Origin of the sequence: Sphingobium sp. TCM1, from assembly GCF_001650725.1 — a bacterium.
Lineage (GTDB): Bacteria > Pseudomonadota > Alphaproteobacteria > Sphingomonadales > Sphingomonadaceae > Sphingobium.
In genome coordinates, this window is the sequence record NZ_LXVX01000041.1 from 1 (window position 1) to 18,151 (window position 18,151).

Consider the following 18,151-nt stretch of genomic DNA (forward strand, 5'->3'; position numbering starts at 1 on the left):
AAGAGGCGGACAAACCATCACCCCGATCCTTGCGTTTCGGAGGACTGCTGTCCGTCTATGTCGGTGACCGTTCCGAGCGCTTCCTGCTGGCAGCGCCCCGTCCGGTGAACAGCCCTCTAGGCGCGTCCTCCCGAACCGTCAAACCCTTTTTGCAATTTTATTTCAGAAATTTTTGGGAGGTTCCCGCTACAGGGGTTCGACGCGATCAGGATCACGGGGACGACGGGTATAATGGGCTTGCAGGATGCCGACGCGAATGATGCGGGTTTCGGCGCGCGCATAAGGAGTGCGATCTTCTGGCGATCGGGCAGCCAGATCTTGTCGCAGATGATGAGCTGGGTCGTGACGCTGGCGGTGATCCGCCTGCTCGATCCGGCCGACTACGGCCTGTTCGCCATGACCCAGGTGATCCTGAACTTCGCGACCTTCCTCAACGGCTATGGGCTGGTGAGCGCGCTGGTCCAGTCCGACACGCTCGAGACGCACCGGCTGCGCCAGGCCTTCGGCATCATGCTGCTGCTGAACGGCGGGCTGGCCCTGTGCCAACTCGCCATCGCCCCCCTGGCGGCCGATTATTATGACCAGCCGATGATCGCCGACCTGCTGCGGGTGCAGGCGCTGCTCTATCTGTCCACTCCCTTCATCTCGATTCCCGAAGCGATCATGGGGCGGGCGCTGGATTTTCGTCGCCCTGCCCTGGTCAACCTGATCGCGGCGGCGGCCTCGGCGGGCGTGGCGCTGGTTGGCGCGCTGTCGGGCTGGGGCGTCTGGACGCTGGTATTCGCGCCGATCGCCGGTTTCTGGGTGAAGGCGGCGGGCTATGTGCTGGCGACCGGGTTCAGGCCGATCCCGAGCTTCGATTTCCGCGGCACCGGCGCGATGGTGGCCTATGGCGCATCGCTGCTGGGCGGACAGCTCTTCTGGATCATCCAGAGCCAGGCCGACATCTTCATCGGCGGGCGCGTGCTGGAACCCCATGCGCTGGGCCTCTATGCCGAGGCGCTGTTCCTGACCCAGATCTTCGTCAGCAAATTCGTGCCGCCGCTCAATGACGTCGCCTTCCCCGCTTATGCGCGGATGCAGAAGGATCTCAGCCGGGTCGCCTGGTCCTTTTGCAAGGCTGTTCGGCTGCTGCTGCTGCTGACCTGTCCCATCTACCTGGGCATGGCGGTGACGGCGGAACCGCTGGTGGAGACGCTGTTCGGCCGGAAATGGCTGGAAATGGCGCCTTTCGTCGCGATTCTCGCGCTCGCCATGCCGTTCATGACCGTACAGGTGATGTTTGCGCCGGTGAGCAACGCGCTGGGCCGCCCCGGGACAACGGCGCGAGTCGCGGCGGCAGGCGCAGTTCTGATGCCCGCCGCCTTCCTGATCGGTATCCGGTTCGGCGCGATCGGCCTGGCCTGGGCCTGGTTGATCGCCTTCCCGATCCTGACCGCAATTACAGCCCGTCTTGCCGGCGGGCCGATGGGGCTGCGATTCGTGGACCTGATTCGCGCGGCCGCGCCCGGCCTTGGCTGTTCGGTGCTGATGGCCGGGGTGGTGATGGCGGTCGACGCAGTGTTGCCGCCTCTCCCCGCGCCGATGCGCCTGGGCCTACTCGTGCCGGTGGGCGGTCTCGCCTTCCTCGGCGCGCTGATGCTGTGCGCGCGCGGGACGCTGATGGAACTGGTCGGGTTGCTGATCCGGCGCAAGCCGCCGGCCCAGGCGCCTGCCTGAGCCGGCCTGGCGATCAGGCGGTCTGAATATAGTCGCGCAGTGACGCCGCTTCCGATTCGATGGTGTCGATGCGGAACTTCACCAGATCGCCGATCGAGATCAGCCCCACCAGCTTTCCGTCGATGACGACCGGCAGATGACGCACGCGCCGCTTGGTCATCAGCGACAGGCCGTGCAGCACCGGCGTCTGGTCATCGATGGTGATGGCGGGCGCGGTCATGACTTCGCCCACCGTATGATCGAGCGCCGCCGCGCCATCGCTGGCGACGCGATAGAGCAGGTCACGTTCGGAAAATATGCCGAGCACATCACCATTCTCGACCACCGGCACGCAGCCGATGCGCTTGTCCGCCAGCAATTGCACCGCCGACAACACGCTGTCGGTCGGTTTCACTTGAATGACGTCGCGTCCCTTCCCCTGCAAAATCGCCGCGATGGTCATGGCTGCTCTCCTTTTCGCCTGAATTCATTATATTCGGCGGCTTGATGATCCCACTTTTGCGGCCCATTGAAAAGGGATGACACGCAAGGAAGCGCTCGACGATCCCGAGATCGCAGCCACCGCCTGGCGCCGATTCCGCCGCATCATGGCGTGGATGGCGCTGGCCGGCGCGCTGTGCGTTGTGGCAGCACTGCTGTGCCTCTACTGGTGGACGGGCGCACTGCCAATGCACATGGCGATCGCGACCATATTGGGGGTCTGGTTGACCTTCATGCTGGGGACGGGCCTGATGGCGCTCGCCTTCCTGTCCCATGGCACAGGCCATGACGAACAGGTGATGGACCGGTTGAAGGATGAGGTTCCCATTGACGACTGACATGCGGGGTGAAGTGGTGTTGCGGGTGGTCCCGCGATTGGCCGACATCAACAGCAACGGCCATATCTTCGGTGGCTGGGTGCTGAGCCAGATGGACATTGCCGGTGGCATCGTCGCATCGCGAATCGCGCAGGGCGCGGTCGCGACGGTGGCGATCGAGAGCATGAAGTTCATCACACCGATCCTGCTGGGCGACATCGTATCGGTCTATGCGCGGGAAGAGCGACGCGGCCGCACGTCCGTCGCGATCCGGGTCGACGTGGTCGCAACGCGCGGCATCGGCCAGCAAGAGGTCGAACTCACCAGCGGCGTCTATACGTTCGTCGCGCTCGACGCGAATCACCGGCCACGGCCGCTACCCTGAGCCACGCGCCTCAGCGCGCCAGCCGCTCCGCATAGCCAAGCTCGACGGTGTCATTGGCCGGTATGAGCGCGCGCCAGATCCAGCTGTCGCCGCGCCGCTCCATGTTCATCGGCCGGGGATGGATGTCGTGCGCGATCGTGATTTCGGCTGTCACGGCGAAAGGCCGGGCGTTGCTGAGCCCGATCCGCCAACGGCGCGTCTTGCGCGATTCGGAGACGATGCGGGCGACGATGCGCGCGTCCGCGCTTTGTGTCAGGTCATAATCGACCCGCTCGCCCTCCGCCTTGTCGCCGATATCGGCTTCGCCCACGAGCAGGCGAATCCCGCCCACTTCCTCGAACAGCGCGACCCGGCCCGATGGCAAGGCGATGCCGAGGCCATCCGCTTGGCGGTTCTGCACGCGCAGGCGCAGCGTCATTGGCTGCGCCTCCTCGATCGCCGTATGAACGGTGGCGGCGTAGAGGCGCTCCACCTTGACGCCCGCCTGGCGCAGCAGCGCGACCTGCTTCTGGCCATTGGCGGACACGTCGACCCTCACGGGCACGCGATAGAGTTTGAGGTCGCCGACATCCTCCGGCGGCGGTGGAGGAGGGGGCGGAGGCGCAGGCGCCGCCACTGGCATGACCATGGCTCGGTGGGTGCGGCGCTGCGCGGACACGACGATATCCTCCGCACCTGTCATCTCCATGACGGGCGGCGGCATCTCCAGCGGGGCGAGCGCCCAGCGCGGATGGGTACTGGTGACGTCCATCGGCCAGCAGGTCAGGCGCAGGGGACCAGCGGTGGGCCGCGGCTGCGCCCGGCGGGCCCGTTTGTCGGGCTGGCCCGCAATGACCGCAAGGCGCGCATCGGGAAAGCCGGTGGCGCCGCCGTTGGCGACGGTCAACCAGGCCATCAGGTCGAGCGTCCGACTATCAGACCGCATGTCTGCGACATAGTTGGCAGCCCAGTCGAATCCCTCGGCAAGATAGGTGAGCTGCACGGTCGCGCGGGTGGCGCGGTCGCTGGTCGCGATCACCGACAGGGTCGGGCGCGGGGACAGGTCCGGCGGCGCCTGCGGATAGAGCATCCGTTCGGGCAGGCCACTGCACCCCAGCGCCTCGTGGCCCTGCGCGGTCTGGAGGATCACGCCGCCAGCAGGGCCGGCGCTGATGATCGCGTCCTGTTCCGTCACCTTCCCCGTCTTGCGGTTGGTGCGGCGGAGCGTGACGCTGCGTTTCAGATAGGCATCGACCAGTCCGGCGGGCGAGAGGAGGCGGGCGTCCCGGTTCTTTTCCTTCACGCCACGCGGCATACCCGACAGCACGGCCGTTTCCGGCATCAGCCCTTCGGCGACGCCCTCGAACCGGACGACCGATTCGCCCGGAGGCAGGTCGATGGTGCGGCTTTCGGTGATGAGCGCATAGCCGCCTGGCCAGTTGCGATCGATTGCCCCCTTGGCGCGACCGGGCTGGCGATAGACGGTGACGGAGACCGAATCGGCCGCGCCGGACACGACGGTGCCGGCTTGGGCCGGGGCGAGGCCGGCGCCAAACAGAAGCAGCAGGGCGAGAAGGCGCGGCACTGGCGGCCGTCCACTCAGTAACGCGAATCGAAGGTGATGCTGAGGTCGACCGATGCATTGGCCGGCACCGGCACGCTCCATTCCATCCGGTCGGCCGACACCCGCCTGCCCTCCACCACCTGGCCACCCAGCATTTGCGCGGTGACGCGGGTGTCGCCCCACAGTCCCTGCTGCGCCAGATCGACCGTCACCGCTTCGGGGCGGGCGTTGGTCAGCGTGTAGCGCATCTTCGTTTCCCAGCGGGCCCCACCTTTCCGACTGCGCTGCTCGACGGTCGGGCGGACCTTGACGTCGAAGGCGTCGCCGGTGCGCAGCGCCATGGACGAGCCCATTGGCGTATGGTCGATATTATTCTCGCCGATGAACTGGGGGTCGCCGCGCGCGTCGCGCATATAGACGCGGATGATCCCGGCGGGGAGCTGGTCGCCCAGGCCGCCCTGTTTCGAGGTCGAGAATTTGAGCACGCTCGACGCGCTCATCGGTTCCGTCGCGCTGCCGAGCCACCCATTGACATATTCATAGGTCGCCCGCGCGGGCGCGCCCTTCACGTCGAGAAAGCTGACCTGCTTCTGCTGGGCGTTGGCGATCGTCGTGCGGGAGCCGAGCGGATAGAGATAATAGTCGCCGAGGCGCTCTCGCGGGCCGCTTTCGGTGCCGGCCTGGTCGATCGCGCCGCTCGACGCGCCACCCGACGATTGCCACCAGTTGGTCCGACCGCCGCCATTGGCGGGATTGCCCGCGACGAGAATCGTCCTGGCGTTGGTGAAGCTGGTCCCGCTATTGTTGGTGAGCGTGACCCAGCCCTGCATGTCCATCGCCCCCTTCGCCGCGTCGAACAGGGCGACATAGTCCGCCGTCCAGCCCAGATTCGGCGTCAGATAGGAGAGCCGCGCCGGCACCGTGCCGCCCCTTTCCGCTTCGACCGTGACGGAAAGAGTCGGCCGCGCGCGCAGATTGGGCGGCACCCGATCGAAAATGACACGCACCGGCAGGCCGTCATCACGCAACACTTCGATTCGCGCGCCGATCTGGAGGACGATCCCGCCATTGGCCGCCAATATCCTCGCCCGTTCGCGCGTCTCCGCGCCGGTGGCGGGATTGGTGCGGAGCAAAGTCACCTCCTGCCCCACCGCCTTGTCCATCAGCTTGTCCGGGGACAGCAGGTCATAGTCGAAATTCTGCTCGACGATGGACAGGCCGGGTCCGGAGAGGTTGACCGTTTCGGGCCGGATGCGCGCCGACACGTCGGGAAATTCGATTCGGTTGCGGCCCGGATTGACCGTCAGCTGCCGGTCATCCTGCACCAGCGACTGGCCATGGTTGTAGATGGTGACCGCGACATCGCCCTGCGCGGTCGCGCCGGTGGGGTCGGCCGTCGCCTGCGCCTGCGCCGAAAAGGGAAAAGCGGTCAGCAGCAGGGGCAGCAGGCGCGCGGCTTTCATCGGCATCTCTCCAGCAAGGTCAGCGCCTTGTGCCGGATCACCCGATGCTTGGAAAGCAGGCATGAAAAAAGGGACGATGCGCCGGGCATCGTCCCTTTGATCTCGAAAAGTCGAACCGCTTATTCGGCCGCTTCGGTCGTGGCGGCCGCGCGGGGGCGACGGGTGCGCTTCTTGGGCGCTTCCGCTTCGGCAGCCGGCTCGGCATCATTGTCGGCGCGCGCGATCGACGGCGGCAACACCGCCGCGTCGAAGGCTTCGCCGGCATCGGCCGGTGCGGCGACCTTGCGCGGGCGGCCGCGACGCGGAGGACGGGGCGCTTCGGCCTCGGCTGCTGGCACAGGCGCGGCATCCCCCACCGGCTGCGGCGCGGGCTCGGCCGCAGGGCTGGCGACCGGGCCCTCAAGGCCCATATCCTGCTTCACCGGGGCATTTTCATCGCCAGCGAAGCGATCGCGGCGGTTGCGGTCGCGACGATTGTTGCGGCCGTCACGGCCTTCCCGGTTGTCGCGCCCTTCCCGGCTGTCGCGATTGTCACGCGATTCCTCGGCGCGATCGTGACGGCGATCCTGGTCGCGCGGGGCGCGGTCGTAGGAAGGCTGCGGTTCGCTACGGAAATCATCGCCGCCGTCATAGGCGCCGTCGAAATCCTCGCCATCCTCGTCATAATTTTCCTCGCGGGGACGGAAGCGCTGCTGCTGCTCCTCCTGCCGGGCGCGATTATCGGCCAGCACGCGGAAATAATGATCGGCGAACTGGAGATAATATTCGGCGTTCACCCGGTCGCCCGCCATCTGGGCATCGCGAGCCATGTTCTTGTATTTCTCAAGAAGCTGGGCCGCATTGCCACGGGCGCGGTTGTCGATGCGGTTGCCATTATCGCCGCCGCCCCGATTATTGCCGTTGGGACGACCATTATTGTTCCGGCCGCGATTGCGGCGGCCGGCCTGCCGGTTGTTGATCAAGACATGATCCTTGCGTTCGCTATGCCAAAACTCACTGAAAACACTGTTCAGTCGCCATCCCCAAGCACGGCCTGTCCTTCAGGCCGGATACGGCTCCGCCAGGCATGGTCCTTGGCCGGACCATTACCCCAGCTGCCAGCGGCGCTTGCGCAGCGAGCGCCGTCGTGACTTTAAGGAGCGTAAAAAACAGCCTTTTCCGTCAATCCCCTGAGCGAACAGGGGCAAGATGGGCTGCTTCTGACCCTGATGTAGTGTCTTTCCCACCATAAACCAAGCAATTTTCGCTTGTCCCATGGTAAATGGAGACTTGTTCAAGCCGAATGTGTCGCGATGAGACAGCGGTCGTGCCCCGCAAGATCGCGCCGGACGGCAACGGCCAGCCCCTGTTCGCGCAGCAAGGCGGAGACACCGTCCCCCTGCGCATGGCCGATCTCGATCGCGGCCATGCCGCCCGGCGCGATCAGGCGCGGCAGGTCGGGCGCGATGCGACGATAGTCGGCAAGACCGTCGGTGCCCGCGAACAGCGCCGAGGGCGGATCGCGCAGCACGTCGCCCGACAGCGGCTCATCGACGCCGATATAGGGCGGGTTGATCAGCAGCAGGTCGAACGGACCATCGACCCCGTCGCCCCAGTCGCCCAGACGAAAGGTCGCGCGGTCGGCCAGGCCGAGCCGCGCCCCATTATCCTGCGCGACGGCGAGCGCGGCGGGCGAGGCGTCGATGCCCAGCCCCCGCGCCTGCGGCCACTCCGCCAGCGCCGCCAGCAGCAGCGCGCCAGAGCCGGTGCCCAGGTCGAGCAGTGTGTCCGGCGCACGGTCGCGGAAATGATCGACCGCCGCCTCTATCAGCGTTTCGCTGTCCGGGCGCGGGATCAGCACATCGGGCGTGACGCGCAGGCTGATCGTCCAGAAGTCGCGCGTGCCCAGAATATGCGCGATCGGCTCACCCGACAGGCGGCGGTCGAGCAAGGCGGCGAAGTTGGCGGGCGCATCAAGATCGCGCTGGCGCAGCAACATGTCGGAGCGCGACAGGCCCAGCGCATGGGCCATCAGCAGTTCGGCGTCGAGCCGCGCCGTGTCGCTCACGACAGCGATCTGGACAGTTGCCGCACGCAGGGCGTCCGCGACGCCCCCGATCGTCATTCCCGCCCCTGCGGGGATGCGGGGGAAAGGACTTGGACGGGCCTCAAGCAACCCCGTCCAGCTGCGCCAGCCGCGCCGCCTCGTCCTCGGCGATCAGCGCGTCGATGACTTCGGCCAGGCCCGGGCCTTCGAGAATTTCGGGCAGGCGATGCAGGGTCAGGTTGATGCGATGGTCGGTGACGCGCCCCTGCGGAAAATTATAGGTGCGGATGCGTTCGGAGCGGTCGCCCGACCCCACCATCGCCTTGCGCGCGCCGGCCTGTTCGCTCTGGGTGCGCTCGCGCTCGGCTTCATAGAGGCGCGCGCGCAGCACCTGCATCGCCTTCGCCTTGTTCTTGTGCTGGGAGCGTTCATCCTGCTGGGTGACAACGATGCCGCTCGGCAAATGGGTGATGCGAACGGCGGAATCGGTGGTGTTGACATGCTGGCCGCCCGCGCCCGACGCGCGATAGATGTCGATCTTGAGGTCACTGTCAGCGATCTGGACATCGACTTCCTCCGGTTCGGGAAGGACGGCGACGGTGGCCGCGCTGGTGTGGATGCGCCCGCCGCTTTCGGTGACGGGCACGCGCTGGACCCGGTGGACGCCGCTTTCGAACTTCAGCTTGGCGAACACGCCGGCGCCGTTGATGCTGGCGACAACTTCCTTGAAGCCGCCCTGTTCCGAGGCGTTGGCGGAGATCATCTCCATCTTCCACCCCTGCGTATCGGCGTAGCGCTGATACATGCGGAACAGGTCGCCGGCGAAGAGCGCGGCTTCATCCCCGCCGGTGCCGGCGCGGATTTCCAGCATGGCGGGCCGGGCGTCGGCGGCGTCGCGGGGCAGCAATTGCAGCGCCAGCGCACGCTCGGCCGCGGGCAGCTGGCTCTTGAGCAGCTGCATCTCCTCCTGCGCCATCTCGCGCATCAGCGGATCGGCTTCCTCGCCGCCGGTCATCGCCTCCAGCGCGGCCAGTTCCTGCCGCAACCGGCGCAGTTCGCGCGCGGCGTTGGCGACCGGCTCGATCTCAGCATATTCCTTGGACAGTTTCACGAACGCGTCGGCGGCCAGATCGGCGCGCGTCATCGACGCCTGCACCTCGTCCCGGCGCGCCTCGATCTGCGCGATGCGTTCGGCGGAAATGTGCATTAGTTGGCGATGACCTTGGTTGGATCAAATCCGCGCAACAAACCTTCCACAAAGCTGGTTTTACTCGCCAAGGGATAGTCGCCCAGCGCCTCGATCTTGCAACGCTCCTGCGATCCATCGACCAGATTGCGAACCGTTACCTCACCTTGGGCCAGTTCATCGTCGCCAATGATGATGGCCGTTTGCGCACCGGCCGCGTTGGCGCGCTGCATCCGCTTTTTCATATTACCGCGGAAACCCATATCAGTGACGACGCCGGCGCGGCGCAGATTGGCGACGATACCGATCGCAACTGCTTCGGCCGCTTCGCCCATCGGAATCACGGCAACGTCGATGCGTGCTGCCTCCGGCATGTCCACCAGCATCGCCAGCCGCTCGATCCCCGCCGCCCAGCCGACCGCCGGGGTGGAGGGACCACCCAGATTCTCGATCAGCCCGTCATAGCGGCCGCCGCCCAGCACCGTGCCCTGCGCGCCGAGCCGGTCGGTGATGAACTCGAACGCGGTGTGGCGATAATAATCGAGGCCGCGGACCAGCCGGGCATTGCGCTCCCACGCCACGCCCGCCGCGTCGAGGCCGCTCGTCACCTTCTCGAAGAAGCTGCGCGCCTCATCGGTCAGATAGGCGTCGATGTCGGGCGCGCTGTCGGCCACCGGGCGATCGCGCGGATCCTTGCTGTCGAGGATGCGCAGCGGATTGCGCTGCAATCGGTCCAGGCTCTCTTCCGACAGCTGGTCACGATGGGCCTCGAAATGCGCGACCAGCGCCGCGCGCCATGCCTCGCGGCTTTCCGCGTCGCCCAGCGTGTTGAGGTTCAGCGTCACGCCGTCGGAGACGCCCAATTCCCGGAGCAACTGGTCGGCGAAGACCAGCAGTTCCACGTCCGCGCCCGGCTCGCCCGCGCCGATGATCTCCGCGTCGAGCTGGTGGAACTGGCGGAAGCGGCCTTTTTGCGGGCGCTCGTAGCGGAACAGCGGACCGTGGGTCGCGACCTTCAGCGGCGCATATTGCTGCCAGCCCTCGGTGATATAGGCGCGGCTGATGCCGGCGGTGAATTCGGGGCGCAGCGTGATGCTGTCGCCGCCCCGATCCGTGAACGTGTACATCTCCTTGGAGACGACGTCGGTCGATTCGCCGAGCGAACGGGCGAATACAGCCGTGGATTCGAACACCGGCACTTCCACGCGCTGAAAGCCGTAGAGTTTGCGCACCCGGTCGAACGTCGCAACCACATGCGCGAACCGCTCCTGGAACGCCTCCGCCGTGCCGCCCAACATGTCCTGCGTGCCGCGCACCGGGCGCGGCGTTTCTTGTTTCGCCATGGCGCGCGCCTTTAACGGTAATTGTTGCCCAAGGAAACGCGCTTTTTCGAGCAGTCCGCTAGAAGGTGGCGGTCAGCGCGAGCGACACATAGCGCACGTCGCCGCCGCCCGGCGCATTGGGCGCGCCGCGCAGGAAACGCCCCTTGCCCAGCCAGCTGGCATTGATTTCGGTGCGCAGCAGCCTGGGCACCGTCCACCAGCGCAGCCGCCCGTCGATCATATGACCGGCGAAGCGGCCCGAACGGCCGGTCGCGTCCCGCACGCCGGTGGTCGAAAAGGCGTCGGTTCGCGACGCCAGCCACATCGGATGCCAGTTGGCGAACAGGTCGATCCGCTTGCCCGGCGCCATCTCCAGCCGCAGGCCAGGGGTCAGAATATTGGCCCTGTGGGTCTGGGCAAAGATGCCCGCCGGCACGAAATCGCCCCGGCGCATTCCGAACAACGTGTCGAACCGGCCATAATCGCCGCCGCTCCGGTCGCCGCTGGCATAATCGAACTCGGCGGAGAGGCGCGCCCTGAGCGGTCCCGCGAAACTGTAGCCGGCGTCGGCATGGACGAACCAGGCGGCGACGTCGAGCGGCGCGGCGCCCGGCGCGGTTCCCGCCCGCACGCGCCCCATCTGCCAGATGCCTTCCACTTCAAAATCGAGGGACGCCGGGGCGGGATCGCGCATCAGCCGCAGGCTCATGCTGTGCAAATGGCGATTGCGGGTCGGCCGCCCCGGCGCATCGCGCTCGGCAAGGCCGATATAGCCCAGTTCGATCATCGACCGGCGCGACAATGTCTGCGCCGCATAGCCGCCCCACAGCCGAAGGTCCGCACTTTCCCGGTCGATTGCCGCATCATTGTCCAGCACGGACGCCTCGTCGTCGGGCCGCCGCATCTGCGGCAGGACGTAGATCAGCGTCGCCGATCCGCCCGTCCCGCTCGCCAGGTCGATCCGCGCCCCGGTATAGCCGTTGGTGGTGTTGCGATAATCGTCCGCCGCGACCAGCCGCCGCGCGCCCAGGTTCAGCATGAAACGGCCGAGCTGGACCGAACTCTTGCTGCCCGGCCCAAGCAGCGGGCCGAGATCCGCAGCGACATAAGCCTGCACCGGCTCCAGCGTATTGACTTCGCCCGTACCGATTCCTTCGCCCGGATGACCATCCCAGACGCGGCTGTCCCACAATTCCAGGCCGACATGGAGCGGGCCGGACCGATAGTCGGCAGCCAGCACGCTCCGCAGGCTGACGAGATCGATCCGGTCGTCGAGGCCAGCGCGCGCCTGCCCGTCGAGCGCCTCATAACGCAGCCGGACATTGCCGGAGAGCGCGAACCCATCTGCCTGCGCGGACACGGGTGAGGCTATGGCAAGGGCGGAAGCGGCAAAAAACAGGCGTAATGGCGTCACGACCAGGCTCCTTCTTCCCGCAGTTGCGGGGGTGATGAGGCAGCCTTTGGCGCGCGAGCGCTGACCGGGAAGGCGCTGATCCCGATGGCGCGGGCATGGCCAAAAGCCGCGCGCGGATCAAGCCCTTTTGCGTCGGCAGGGGTGGACGCGCGCCCGTCCTGCCGCCATGCTGAACCCATCGGGGCCGTCCGGCCCACATGCCTTTTCGGAGACCTCCATGATCCGCAGCCTTGCTGCCGCCCTCTATCTTTCGTCCGCGATCGCCAGCCCGCTGCTGGCGCAGGACGTCATCCGGTCCAAGCCTAGCGCCCAGTCCGTCAACGACGCCGCCCCGACACCCAGGGACGTGCCCTATCCCGGCGGCACGATCCGGCTGGAGGTCGATGCGAGCGACACGACCCAGCGCATCTTCCGCGTCAGGGAGACGATACCCGTCGCTTCGGCGGGTCCGCTCACCCTGCTGATGCCCGAATGGCTGCCCGGCAATCATGCCCCGCGCGGGCAGATCGAGAAGCTGACCGGCGTCACTTTCACCGCCAATGGCCAGCCGGTCGCATGGAAGCGCGATCCGCTGAACGTCTATGCCTTCAACCTCGACGTGCCGCAGGGCGCGACCGAGGTGGTGGCGCAGTTCCAGTTCCTGTCCGCCACCCAGCCCAACCAGGGCCGGGTCGTCGTGACGCCGAGGATGCTGAACATCCAGTGGGAAAGCGTCTCGCTCTATCCGGCCGGCTATTATACCCGCCAGATCCCGATCCAGGCGACCGTCACCTATCCGGCCGGCTGGCAGGCCGCGACCGCGCTGCGCGGCACGAAGACGGGTGATAAAGTCGCCTATGAGACGATCGACTATGAAGCCTTGCAGGATTCGCCCGTCTTCGCCGGCCGCCATTTCAAGCCGGTGGACCTTGGCAGCAATGTGACGCTCAACATCGTCGCGGACGATGCCGACGAACTGGACTATAAGCCCGAGCAGATCGCCAGGCACAGGAAGCTGGTGGCTGAAGCGGGCGCGCTGTTCGGCGCCTATCATTTCAACCATTATGACTTCCTGCTCGCCATCACGGACGAGATGGGCGGCATTGGCCTCGAACATCATCGCTCGTCCGAGAATCAGGTCGAGCCGGGCTATTTCAAGAAATGGGATTCGGGCGAGGCGCTGCTGGACCGCAACCTGCTGCCGCATGAATTCACCCATAGCTGGGACGGCAAGTTCCGCCGCCCCGACCTGCTCTGGACGCCCGACTTCAACGTGCCGATGCAGGATAATCTCCTGTGGGTCTATGAAGGGCAGACGCAATTCTGGGGCTATGTGCTGGGCGCGCGCTCGGGCCTGTTCACGAAGGCCGAGACGCTGGACGCCTATGCCCAGATCGCGGCGAAACTGGACACGGCGGTCGGCCGCGAGTGGCGCCCCATGGAAGATACCACCCACGATCCGATCATCTCCGCGCGCCGGCCCAAGGGCTGGGCCAGCTGGCAGCGGTCCGAGGATTATTATAATGAAGGGCTGATGATCTGGCTGGAGGCCGACGCGATCATCGCCAAGGCGACGCGCGGCAAGAAGGGGCTGGACGATTTCGCCAAGGCCTTCTTCGGCATCAAGCCGGGCGACTGGGGCCAGGTCGTCTACAACCGCGACGAGGTCGTCCGCACGCTGAACGACATCGCACCCTATGACTGGGCCGGTTTCTTCCAGAAATATGTCGATTCGCCGACGAAGGAGACGCCCAAGGGTGGCTTCATCCTGGGCGGCTACAAGCTGGTCTATGGCGATACGCCCAACGCCATCACCAAGGCGGCCGAGGGCGCCAACAAGATGGTCGACCAGAGTTTCGGGATCGGCGCCATCGTCAAGAATGACGGCGAGATCAGCGGCGTGATCTGGGACAGCGCGGCGTTCAAGGCCGGGCTGGCCGTGGGGTCGAAAATATTGGCGGTCAATGGCGACGAATTTTCCGGCGATGTGTGGAAGGCCGCGATCAACGCCAAGGCGCCGATCCAGATCATCCTAAAGCAGGATAAATACTATCGCACTTTGACACTCGATTATTCGGGCGGGCTGCGCTATCCGCGCCTGGAAAAGACAGGAGAGGGTGAAGGCAGCCTCGATCGGCTGCTCAAACCGAGAACATAATCACCCGCAAAGCAACGTGTAGGAAAAGGCATTTCCATGAATATCGAACTGATCCCGGTGGGCGACGATCCGCCCCACAGCCTGAACGTCATCATCGAAGTGCCGACCGGTGGCGAGCCGGTGAAATATGAGTTCGACAAGGCGTCTGGCGCGCTGTTCGTGGACCGCATCCTGCACACGCCGATGCGCTATCCGGCGAACTACGGCTTCGTGCCGCACACGCTGTCGCCGGACGGCGATCCGCTCGACGCGCTGGTGATCGCCCGCTCGCCCTTCATCCCCGGCGCCGTCGTGGCAGCCCGCCCGATCGCGGTGCTGAACCTGGAAGATGAAGCCGGCGGCGACGAAAAGCTGGTGTGCGTGCCGGCCGACTCGGTCTTCCCTTATTATTCCAATGTGAGCGAGAAGGACGACCTGCCCGGCATCGTGATGGAGCAGATCGAGCATTTCTTCACCCACTACAAGGATCTGGAGAAGAAGAAGTGGGTGCGCGTCGGCACCTGGGGCGGCGCAGACGATGCCAAGCGCATCACGCTGGAAGCGATCGAACGCTACAAGGCGGAAAAGAAGGCGGCCTGAGGCCGGCCCTTCCGATCGAACAAGAAGGCCGCACCGGATGATCGGGGCGGCCTTTTTCTTTGGTCAGGTTCGCGCCTTCCCAGCCATCCTCAAATCAATCGATCCGCCTCCAGCGCGAGGGCGAGTGAATCGCGCGCCTTGGGCATGCGCGCATGAAGCCGGGCGTCGGCCTCCACCAGCCGCTCGACGCCCGCCTCCAGTTGCGCCTCGTCCAGCGTGAAAGGCAGGCGCAGGAATCGCTCGAACGCGCCGCCGACGCCGAAGCGCGGCCCCGCCGCGATACGCACCCCCAGACTTTCGGCCAGGGCGGCGAGCGCAGTCGCCTCCGCGCGCGGCAGTTCGGCCCAGAGGGAGAGGCCGCCCGCCGGCGCCTCGACCCGCCAATGGGGAAGGTGCCGCGCGATCAGGCCCATCAGCTGGTCGCGCCGGTCGCGCAGTACCGCCGCCCGCGCGCCCAGCCCGACATCGGCATCGATCAGTTGCGCGACGGCCAGCTGTTCGACCACGGGGCTGGCCATGTCCATCGTCGTGCGCAGGCGGCCGAGCGCGGCGACGGTCTGCGCATCGGCGCGAATCCAGCCGACGCGCAGGCCGCCCCAGAAAATCTTGCTGGCCGATCCCAGGGTGATGACCTGCCGCCCGGACAGGTCGTGCATCGCGACCGGCGGTGGGGGCGCGAAGTCGAGGCCCATGGCCACCATCGTCTCGTCGACGATCAGCGGCGTATGGGTGCGCGCGGCCGCTGCGACCAGCGCACGGCGCGTGGCGGGGTCCATGCTGCGCCCGGTGGGATTGTGGAAATCGGCGATGACATAGGCGAAGCGGGGCGCGGTCTGGCGGAATGCCGCCTCCATGGCGTCGATGTCCCAACCCTGCATGGGCAGGCCGACCGGCACGGGGACGACATGGGCGCGCTGCAACGCCTGGATCGCATTATGGTAGGTGGGATGGTCGATCACCGCCCGGTCGCCCGGCCCCGCCAGCCACTTGAGCAGCAGGGAGAAGCCCTGCTGCGCACCGTTCGTCACCATGATCTGGTCGGGAGAGGTCGGGCAGCCGCGCCGTTCATAATGGGCGGCGATCGCGCGGCGCAGCACCATCAGGCCGAGCGGATCATAGCCAAGGTCGCCGAGATAGGCGGGAAGCGCCTCCACCGCTGCCTGATAGGCGCGGCCGACCCCCGGCGCGGCGGGCAGCGCTGCATGGGTCCAGTTGAGGATATTGCCGCCGCCGCCCGAATCCCGATCTTCCTGGGGCGCTTCGACATGACCCGTCGGCAGACGGGTGACGCTGCCCGATCCCTGCCGGCTTTCGAGAAACCCCTCGTCGCGGAGCCGGTCGAAAGCGGCGGCGACGGTGGTGCGCGACAGGCCGAGCGCGGCGGCCAGTTCCCTTTCTCCGGGCAGGCGGACATTCAGGCCCACCCGGCCGTCCAGCACCAGCATCCGGAGCGCCTGCGCGAGCTGGCGATAGGCCGGCTCCGCGCTGTCCTGCGCGCGCCAGGCGCCCAGCAGGCGCAGGAGAGAGGGTGGACGAAGCAGCGAAGTGGACATGAGGGTCATCCCGTTCTGGCCATGGATCAGGGCCATTTATGCCAGATTGGTCCTTTTGAAAAAGGCCAGTTGCGCGGAAGAAGCCTCCCATGATGATGCAACGCCGCCTTTTCCAGCTTGTCTGGGGCCTCGCCCTCTACGGCTTTTCCATGGCGCTGATGCTGCGTGCCGATCTGGGGCTCGATCCCTGGGACGTGCTGCACCAGGGACTTGCCCCGAAACTAGGCCTGAGCTTCGGCATGACGGTCAATCTGATCGGCGCCCTCGTGCTGCTGCTCTGGTGGCCGCTCCGGCAGCGGCCCGGAATCGGCACCGTCGCCAATATCCTGGTGATCGGGACAGCGGTGGACCTGTCGCTGATGCTGCTGCCGACACCCGAAGGATTTGCGATGCGATCGGCCTGGCTGGGCGCAGGGATCATCCTCAACGGCCTGGCCGGGGGTGCCTATATCGGCGCGGGTCTCGGACCGGGGCCGCGCGACGGCCTCATGACAGGCCTGTGCCGCCGCACCGGCTGGCCGGTTAAATGGGTGCGGACCGGAATCGAGATCGGCGTGCTGGCGATCGGTTGGATGCTGGGCGGTACGGTGGGCGTCGGCACCATCCTGTACGCCGCGACCATCGGCTGGATCGTCCACCACGCCCTGCCCTGGTTCCGCATCGCGGATGTCAAGCAAGCGGCCAGCGCCTGAAACGGTCGGCACCGCGATCGAAATCGCGCCATTTCTCGTTGAAAATTCGCGGCCTATCCATTGACGGGGCCGGGCAGACGGGCATGATCCGCCGCGCCCTCCCCCGATCACGGAGCATCCTCCCCATGCGCCCCCTGCTTGCCGCCGCCCTTCTCCTGCCGCTGACCGCCGCCGCACCTTCGGACGCCGGCCCGCCGCAACCGGCGCTCGCCCCCCTCGCCTTCGAACAGATCGCGCCGGCCGGAACCAAAATGCCGCGTTTCAAGGTCGATGCCGCTTGGCCGGCGATGCCCGGCGACCTGCTGCTGGGGCAGGTCAGCGGCGTGGCGGTGGGGCCGGACGATTCGGTCTGGGTCGTCCACCGCCCCCATTCGCTGACCAACACCGATACGGGCCTGGCGCAAAGCCCCCCCATCGCGGTCTGTTGCAAGCCCGCACCGCCGGTGGTGCGCTTCGGCAAGGATGGCCGGTACCTGGGCGGCTGGGGCGGCGCGGCGAGTGCGCCCACGATCGACGGCGTCAACCAGTGGCCCGCCAGCCTGCACGGCATTTTCATCGACAAGGCGAACAGCGTCTGGTTCGGCGGCAATGGCAAGGGCGACCATGTCGTCCTGAACTACAGCGCCGATGGCCGCTTTATCCGCAGCTTCGGCCGGCGCGACAAGACCGGCGGCAATGACGCGACCGACCAGCTCGGCAACCCCTCCGACGTCCATCATTCGGACGGCATGGTGCTGATTTCCGACGGTTATGTGAACCGGCGAGTGATCGGCTTCGACGCGAAAACCAATGCCTATAGGGGCCGCTGGGGCGCCTATGGCAAGCCTCCGATCGCGCCGACCCGCACCGGCGATTTCGACCAGAGCCACGCCGTCGATCCGGGCAAGGTCGCCAATCCCAGGTCGGACATTTTCGCCGACATCGTCCATTGCGTGGTGCCGACCCGGGATGGCCATGTCTATGTCTGCGACCGCAACAACAACCGCGCCCAACTGTTCAAGCGCGGGAAGGATGGCGGCCTGACCTTCGTGCGCGACCTGGTGATCGCAGGCGACACGGGCGGCACTCACACGGTCACGGACATCGCCTTCTCTCCCGATCCCGAACAGACCTGGCTTTATGTCGCGGACATGATGAACAGCCGCATCTGGATATTGGAGCGCAAGACGCACACGATATTGGGTGCGATCGGCCGGGTCGGACGGCAGGCGGGGCAGTTCACCTGGCTGCACAGTATCGACACCGACAGCGACGGCAATCTCTATGCGACCGAGGTGAACACCGGCCGCCGCGTGCAGAAGCTGGTCTTCACGGGGGTCGAATAGCGCGATCCAC

The 18,151-nt window shown here is 66.4% G+C and carries 16 protein-coding genes; 7 read left to right on the top strand and 9 right to left on the bottom strand.

What is annotated here, in order from left to right:
• The first annotated feature begins 231 nt into the window (after positions 1–231).
• The gene (locus A7Q26_RS23605; protein ID WP_066865549.1) at positions 232–1,719 is read left to right on the top strand and encodes a lipopolysaccharide biosynthesis protein; all 1,488 of its coding nucleotides are present in this window, start codon (positions 232–234) and stop codon (positions 1,717–1,719) included.
• A gap of 13 nt (positions 1,720–1,732) precedes the next feature.
• Here A7Q26_RS23605 and A7Q26_RS23610 read toward each other — a convergent pair whose 3' ends face one another.
• Positions 1,733–2,161: a CBS domain-containing protein gene (locus A7Q26_RS23610; RefSeq protein ID WP_066865551.1), complete on the bottom strand. Its 429-nt coding sequence runs from the start codon at positions 2,159–2,161 to the stop codon at positions 1,733–1,735.
• A gap of 76 nt (positions 2,162–2,237) precedes the next feature.
• Here A7Q26_RS23610 and A7Q26_RS23615 point away from each other — a divergent pair, with 76 nt between their 5' ends.
• Together A7Q26_RS23615 and A7Q26_RS23620 are read left to right on the top strand one after the other, a co-directional pair.
• Positions 2,238–2,537, top strand: a complete 300-nt coding sequence (locus tag A7Q26_RS23615) for a hypothetical protein (RefSeq protein ID WP_066865554.1) — start codon at positions 2,238–2,240, stop codon at positions 2,535–2,537.
• A gap of 1 nt (position 2,538) precedes the next feature.
• Positions 2,539–2,901: an acyl-CoA thioesterase gene (locus tag A7Q26_RS23620; RefSeq protein WP_232313911.1), complete on the top strand. Its 363-nt coding sequence runs from the start codon at positions 2,539–2,541 to the stop codon at positions 2,899–2,901.
• A gap of 10 nt (positions 2,902–2,911) precedes the next feature.
• On the opposite strand, the gene A7Q26_RS23625 is transcribed toward A7Q26_RS23620, so the two are convergent.
• From A7Q26_RS23625 to A7Q26_RS23655, 7 genes are all read right to left on the bottom strand, one after another.
• Positions 2,912–4,465, bottom strand: coding sequence for a DUF4139 domain-containing protein (locus A7Q26_RS23625; RefSeq protein WP_066865561.1), 1,554 nt, complete (start codon positions 4,463–4,465; stop codon positions 2,912–2,914).
• A gap of 14 nt (positions 4,466–4,479) precedes the next feature.
• On the bottom strand, positions 4,480–5,907 hold the full coding sequence (locus tag A7Q26_RS23630; RefSeq protein ID WP_066865564.1) for a DUF4139 domain-containing protein: 1,428 nt from the start codon (positions 5,905–5,907) through the stop codon (positions 4,480–4,482).
• Positions 5,908–6,026: 119 nt separating this feature from the next.
• A complete protein-coding gene (locus A7Q26_RS23635) occupies positions 6,027–6,869 on the bottom strand; it encodes a DUF4167 domain-containing protein (protein WP_066865568.1) in 843 nt (280 codons plus the stop codon).
• Positions 6,870–7,180: 311 nt separating this feature from the next.
• Entirely contained in the window at positions 7,181–8,011 is an 831-nt protein-coding gene (gene prmC, locus A7Q26_RS23640; RefSeq protein WP_066865571.1) for a peptide chain release factor N(5)-glutamine methyltransferase, read from the bottom strand.
• A 43-nt stretch (positions 8,012–8,054) separates the two neighbouring features.
• On the bottom strand, positions 8,055–9,140 hold the full coding sequence (prfA, locus tag A7Q26_RS23645) for a peptide chain release factor 1 (RefSeq protein ID WP_066865574.1): 1,086 nt from the start codon (positions 9,138–9,140) through the stop codon (positions 8,055–8,057).
• Positions 9,140–10,462, bottom strand: a complete 1,323-nt coding sequence (gene hisS, locus A7Q26_RS23650) for a histidine--tRNA ligase (RefSeq protein ID WP_066865577.1) — start codon at positions 10,460–10,462, stop codon at positions 9,140–9,142. The genes prfA and hisS overlap by 1 nt, the downstream gene beginning before the upstream one ends.
• Before the next feature lie 58 nt (positions 10,463–10,520).
• A complete protein-coding gene (locus A7Q26_RS23655; protein WP_232313909.1) occupies positions 10,521–11,855 on the bottom strand; it encodes an alginate export family protein in 1,335 nt (444 codons plus the stop codon).
• A gap of 217 nt (positions 11,856–12,072) precedes the next feature.
• Here A7Q26_RS23655 and A7Q26_RS23660 point away from each other — a divergent pair, with 217 nt between their 5' ends.
• Positions 12,073–13,992 carry a M61 family metallopeptidase gene (locus A7Q26_RS23660; protein WP_066865583.1) on the top strand — a complete coding sequence of 640 codons (1,920 nt, stop codon included), beginning with the start codon at positions 12,073–12,075 and terminating at the stop codon, positions 13,990–13,992.
• 36 nt (positions 13,993–14,028) lie between these two features.
• The gene (gene ppa / locus A7Q26_RS23665) at positions 14,029–14,571 is read left to right on the top strand and encodes an inorganic diphosphatase (protein WP_066865586.1); all 543 of its coding nucleotides are present in this window, start codon (positions 14,029–14,031) and stop codon (positions 14,569–14,571) included.
• A gap of 89 nt (positions 14,572–14,660) precedes the next feature.
• Here ppa and yczR read toward each other — a convergent pair whose 3' ends face one another.
• Complete coding sequence (gene yczR, locus A7Q26_RS23670) at positions 14,661–16,124, bottom strand: MocR-like transcription factor YczR (protein ID WP_066865966.1); 1,464 nt, start codon at positions 16,122–16,124, stop codon at positions 14,661–14,663.
• An 89-nt stretch (positions 16,125–16,213) separates the two neighbouring features.
• Between yczR and yczE the strand changes: the two genes are divergently transcribed.
• Positions 16,214–16,816: a membrane protein YczE gene (gene yczE / locus A7Q26_RS23675; RefSeq protein WP_066865589.1), complete on the top strand. Its 603-nt coding sequence runs from the start codon at positions 16,214–16,216 to the stop codon at positions 16,814–16,816.
• A 125-nt stretch (positions 16,817–16,941) separates the two neighbouring features.
• Positions 16,942–18,141, top strand: a complete 1,200-nt coding sequence (locus A7Q26_RS23680; RefSeq protein WP_066865592.1) for a hypothetical protein — start codon at positions 16,942–16,944, stop codon at positions 18,139–18,141.
• Positions 18,142–18,151 lie beyond the last annotated feature (10 nt).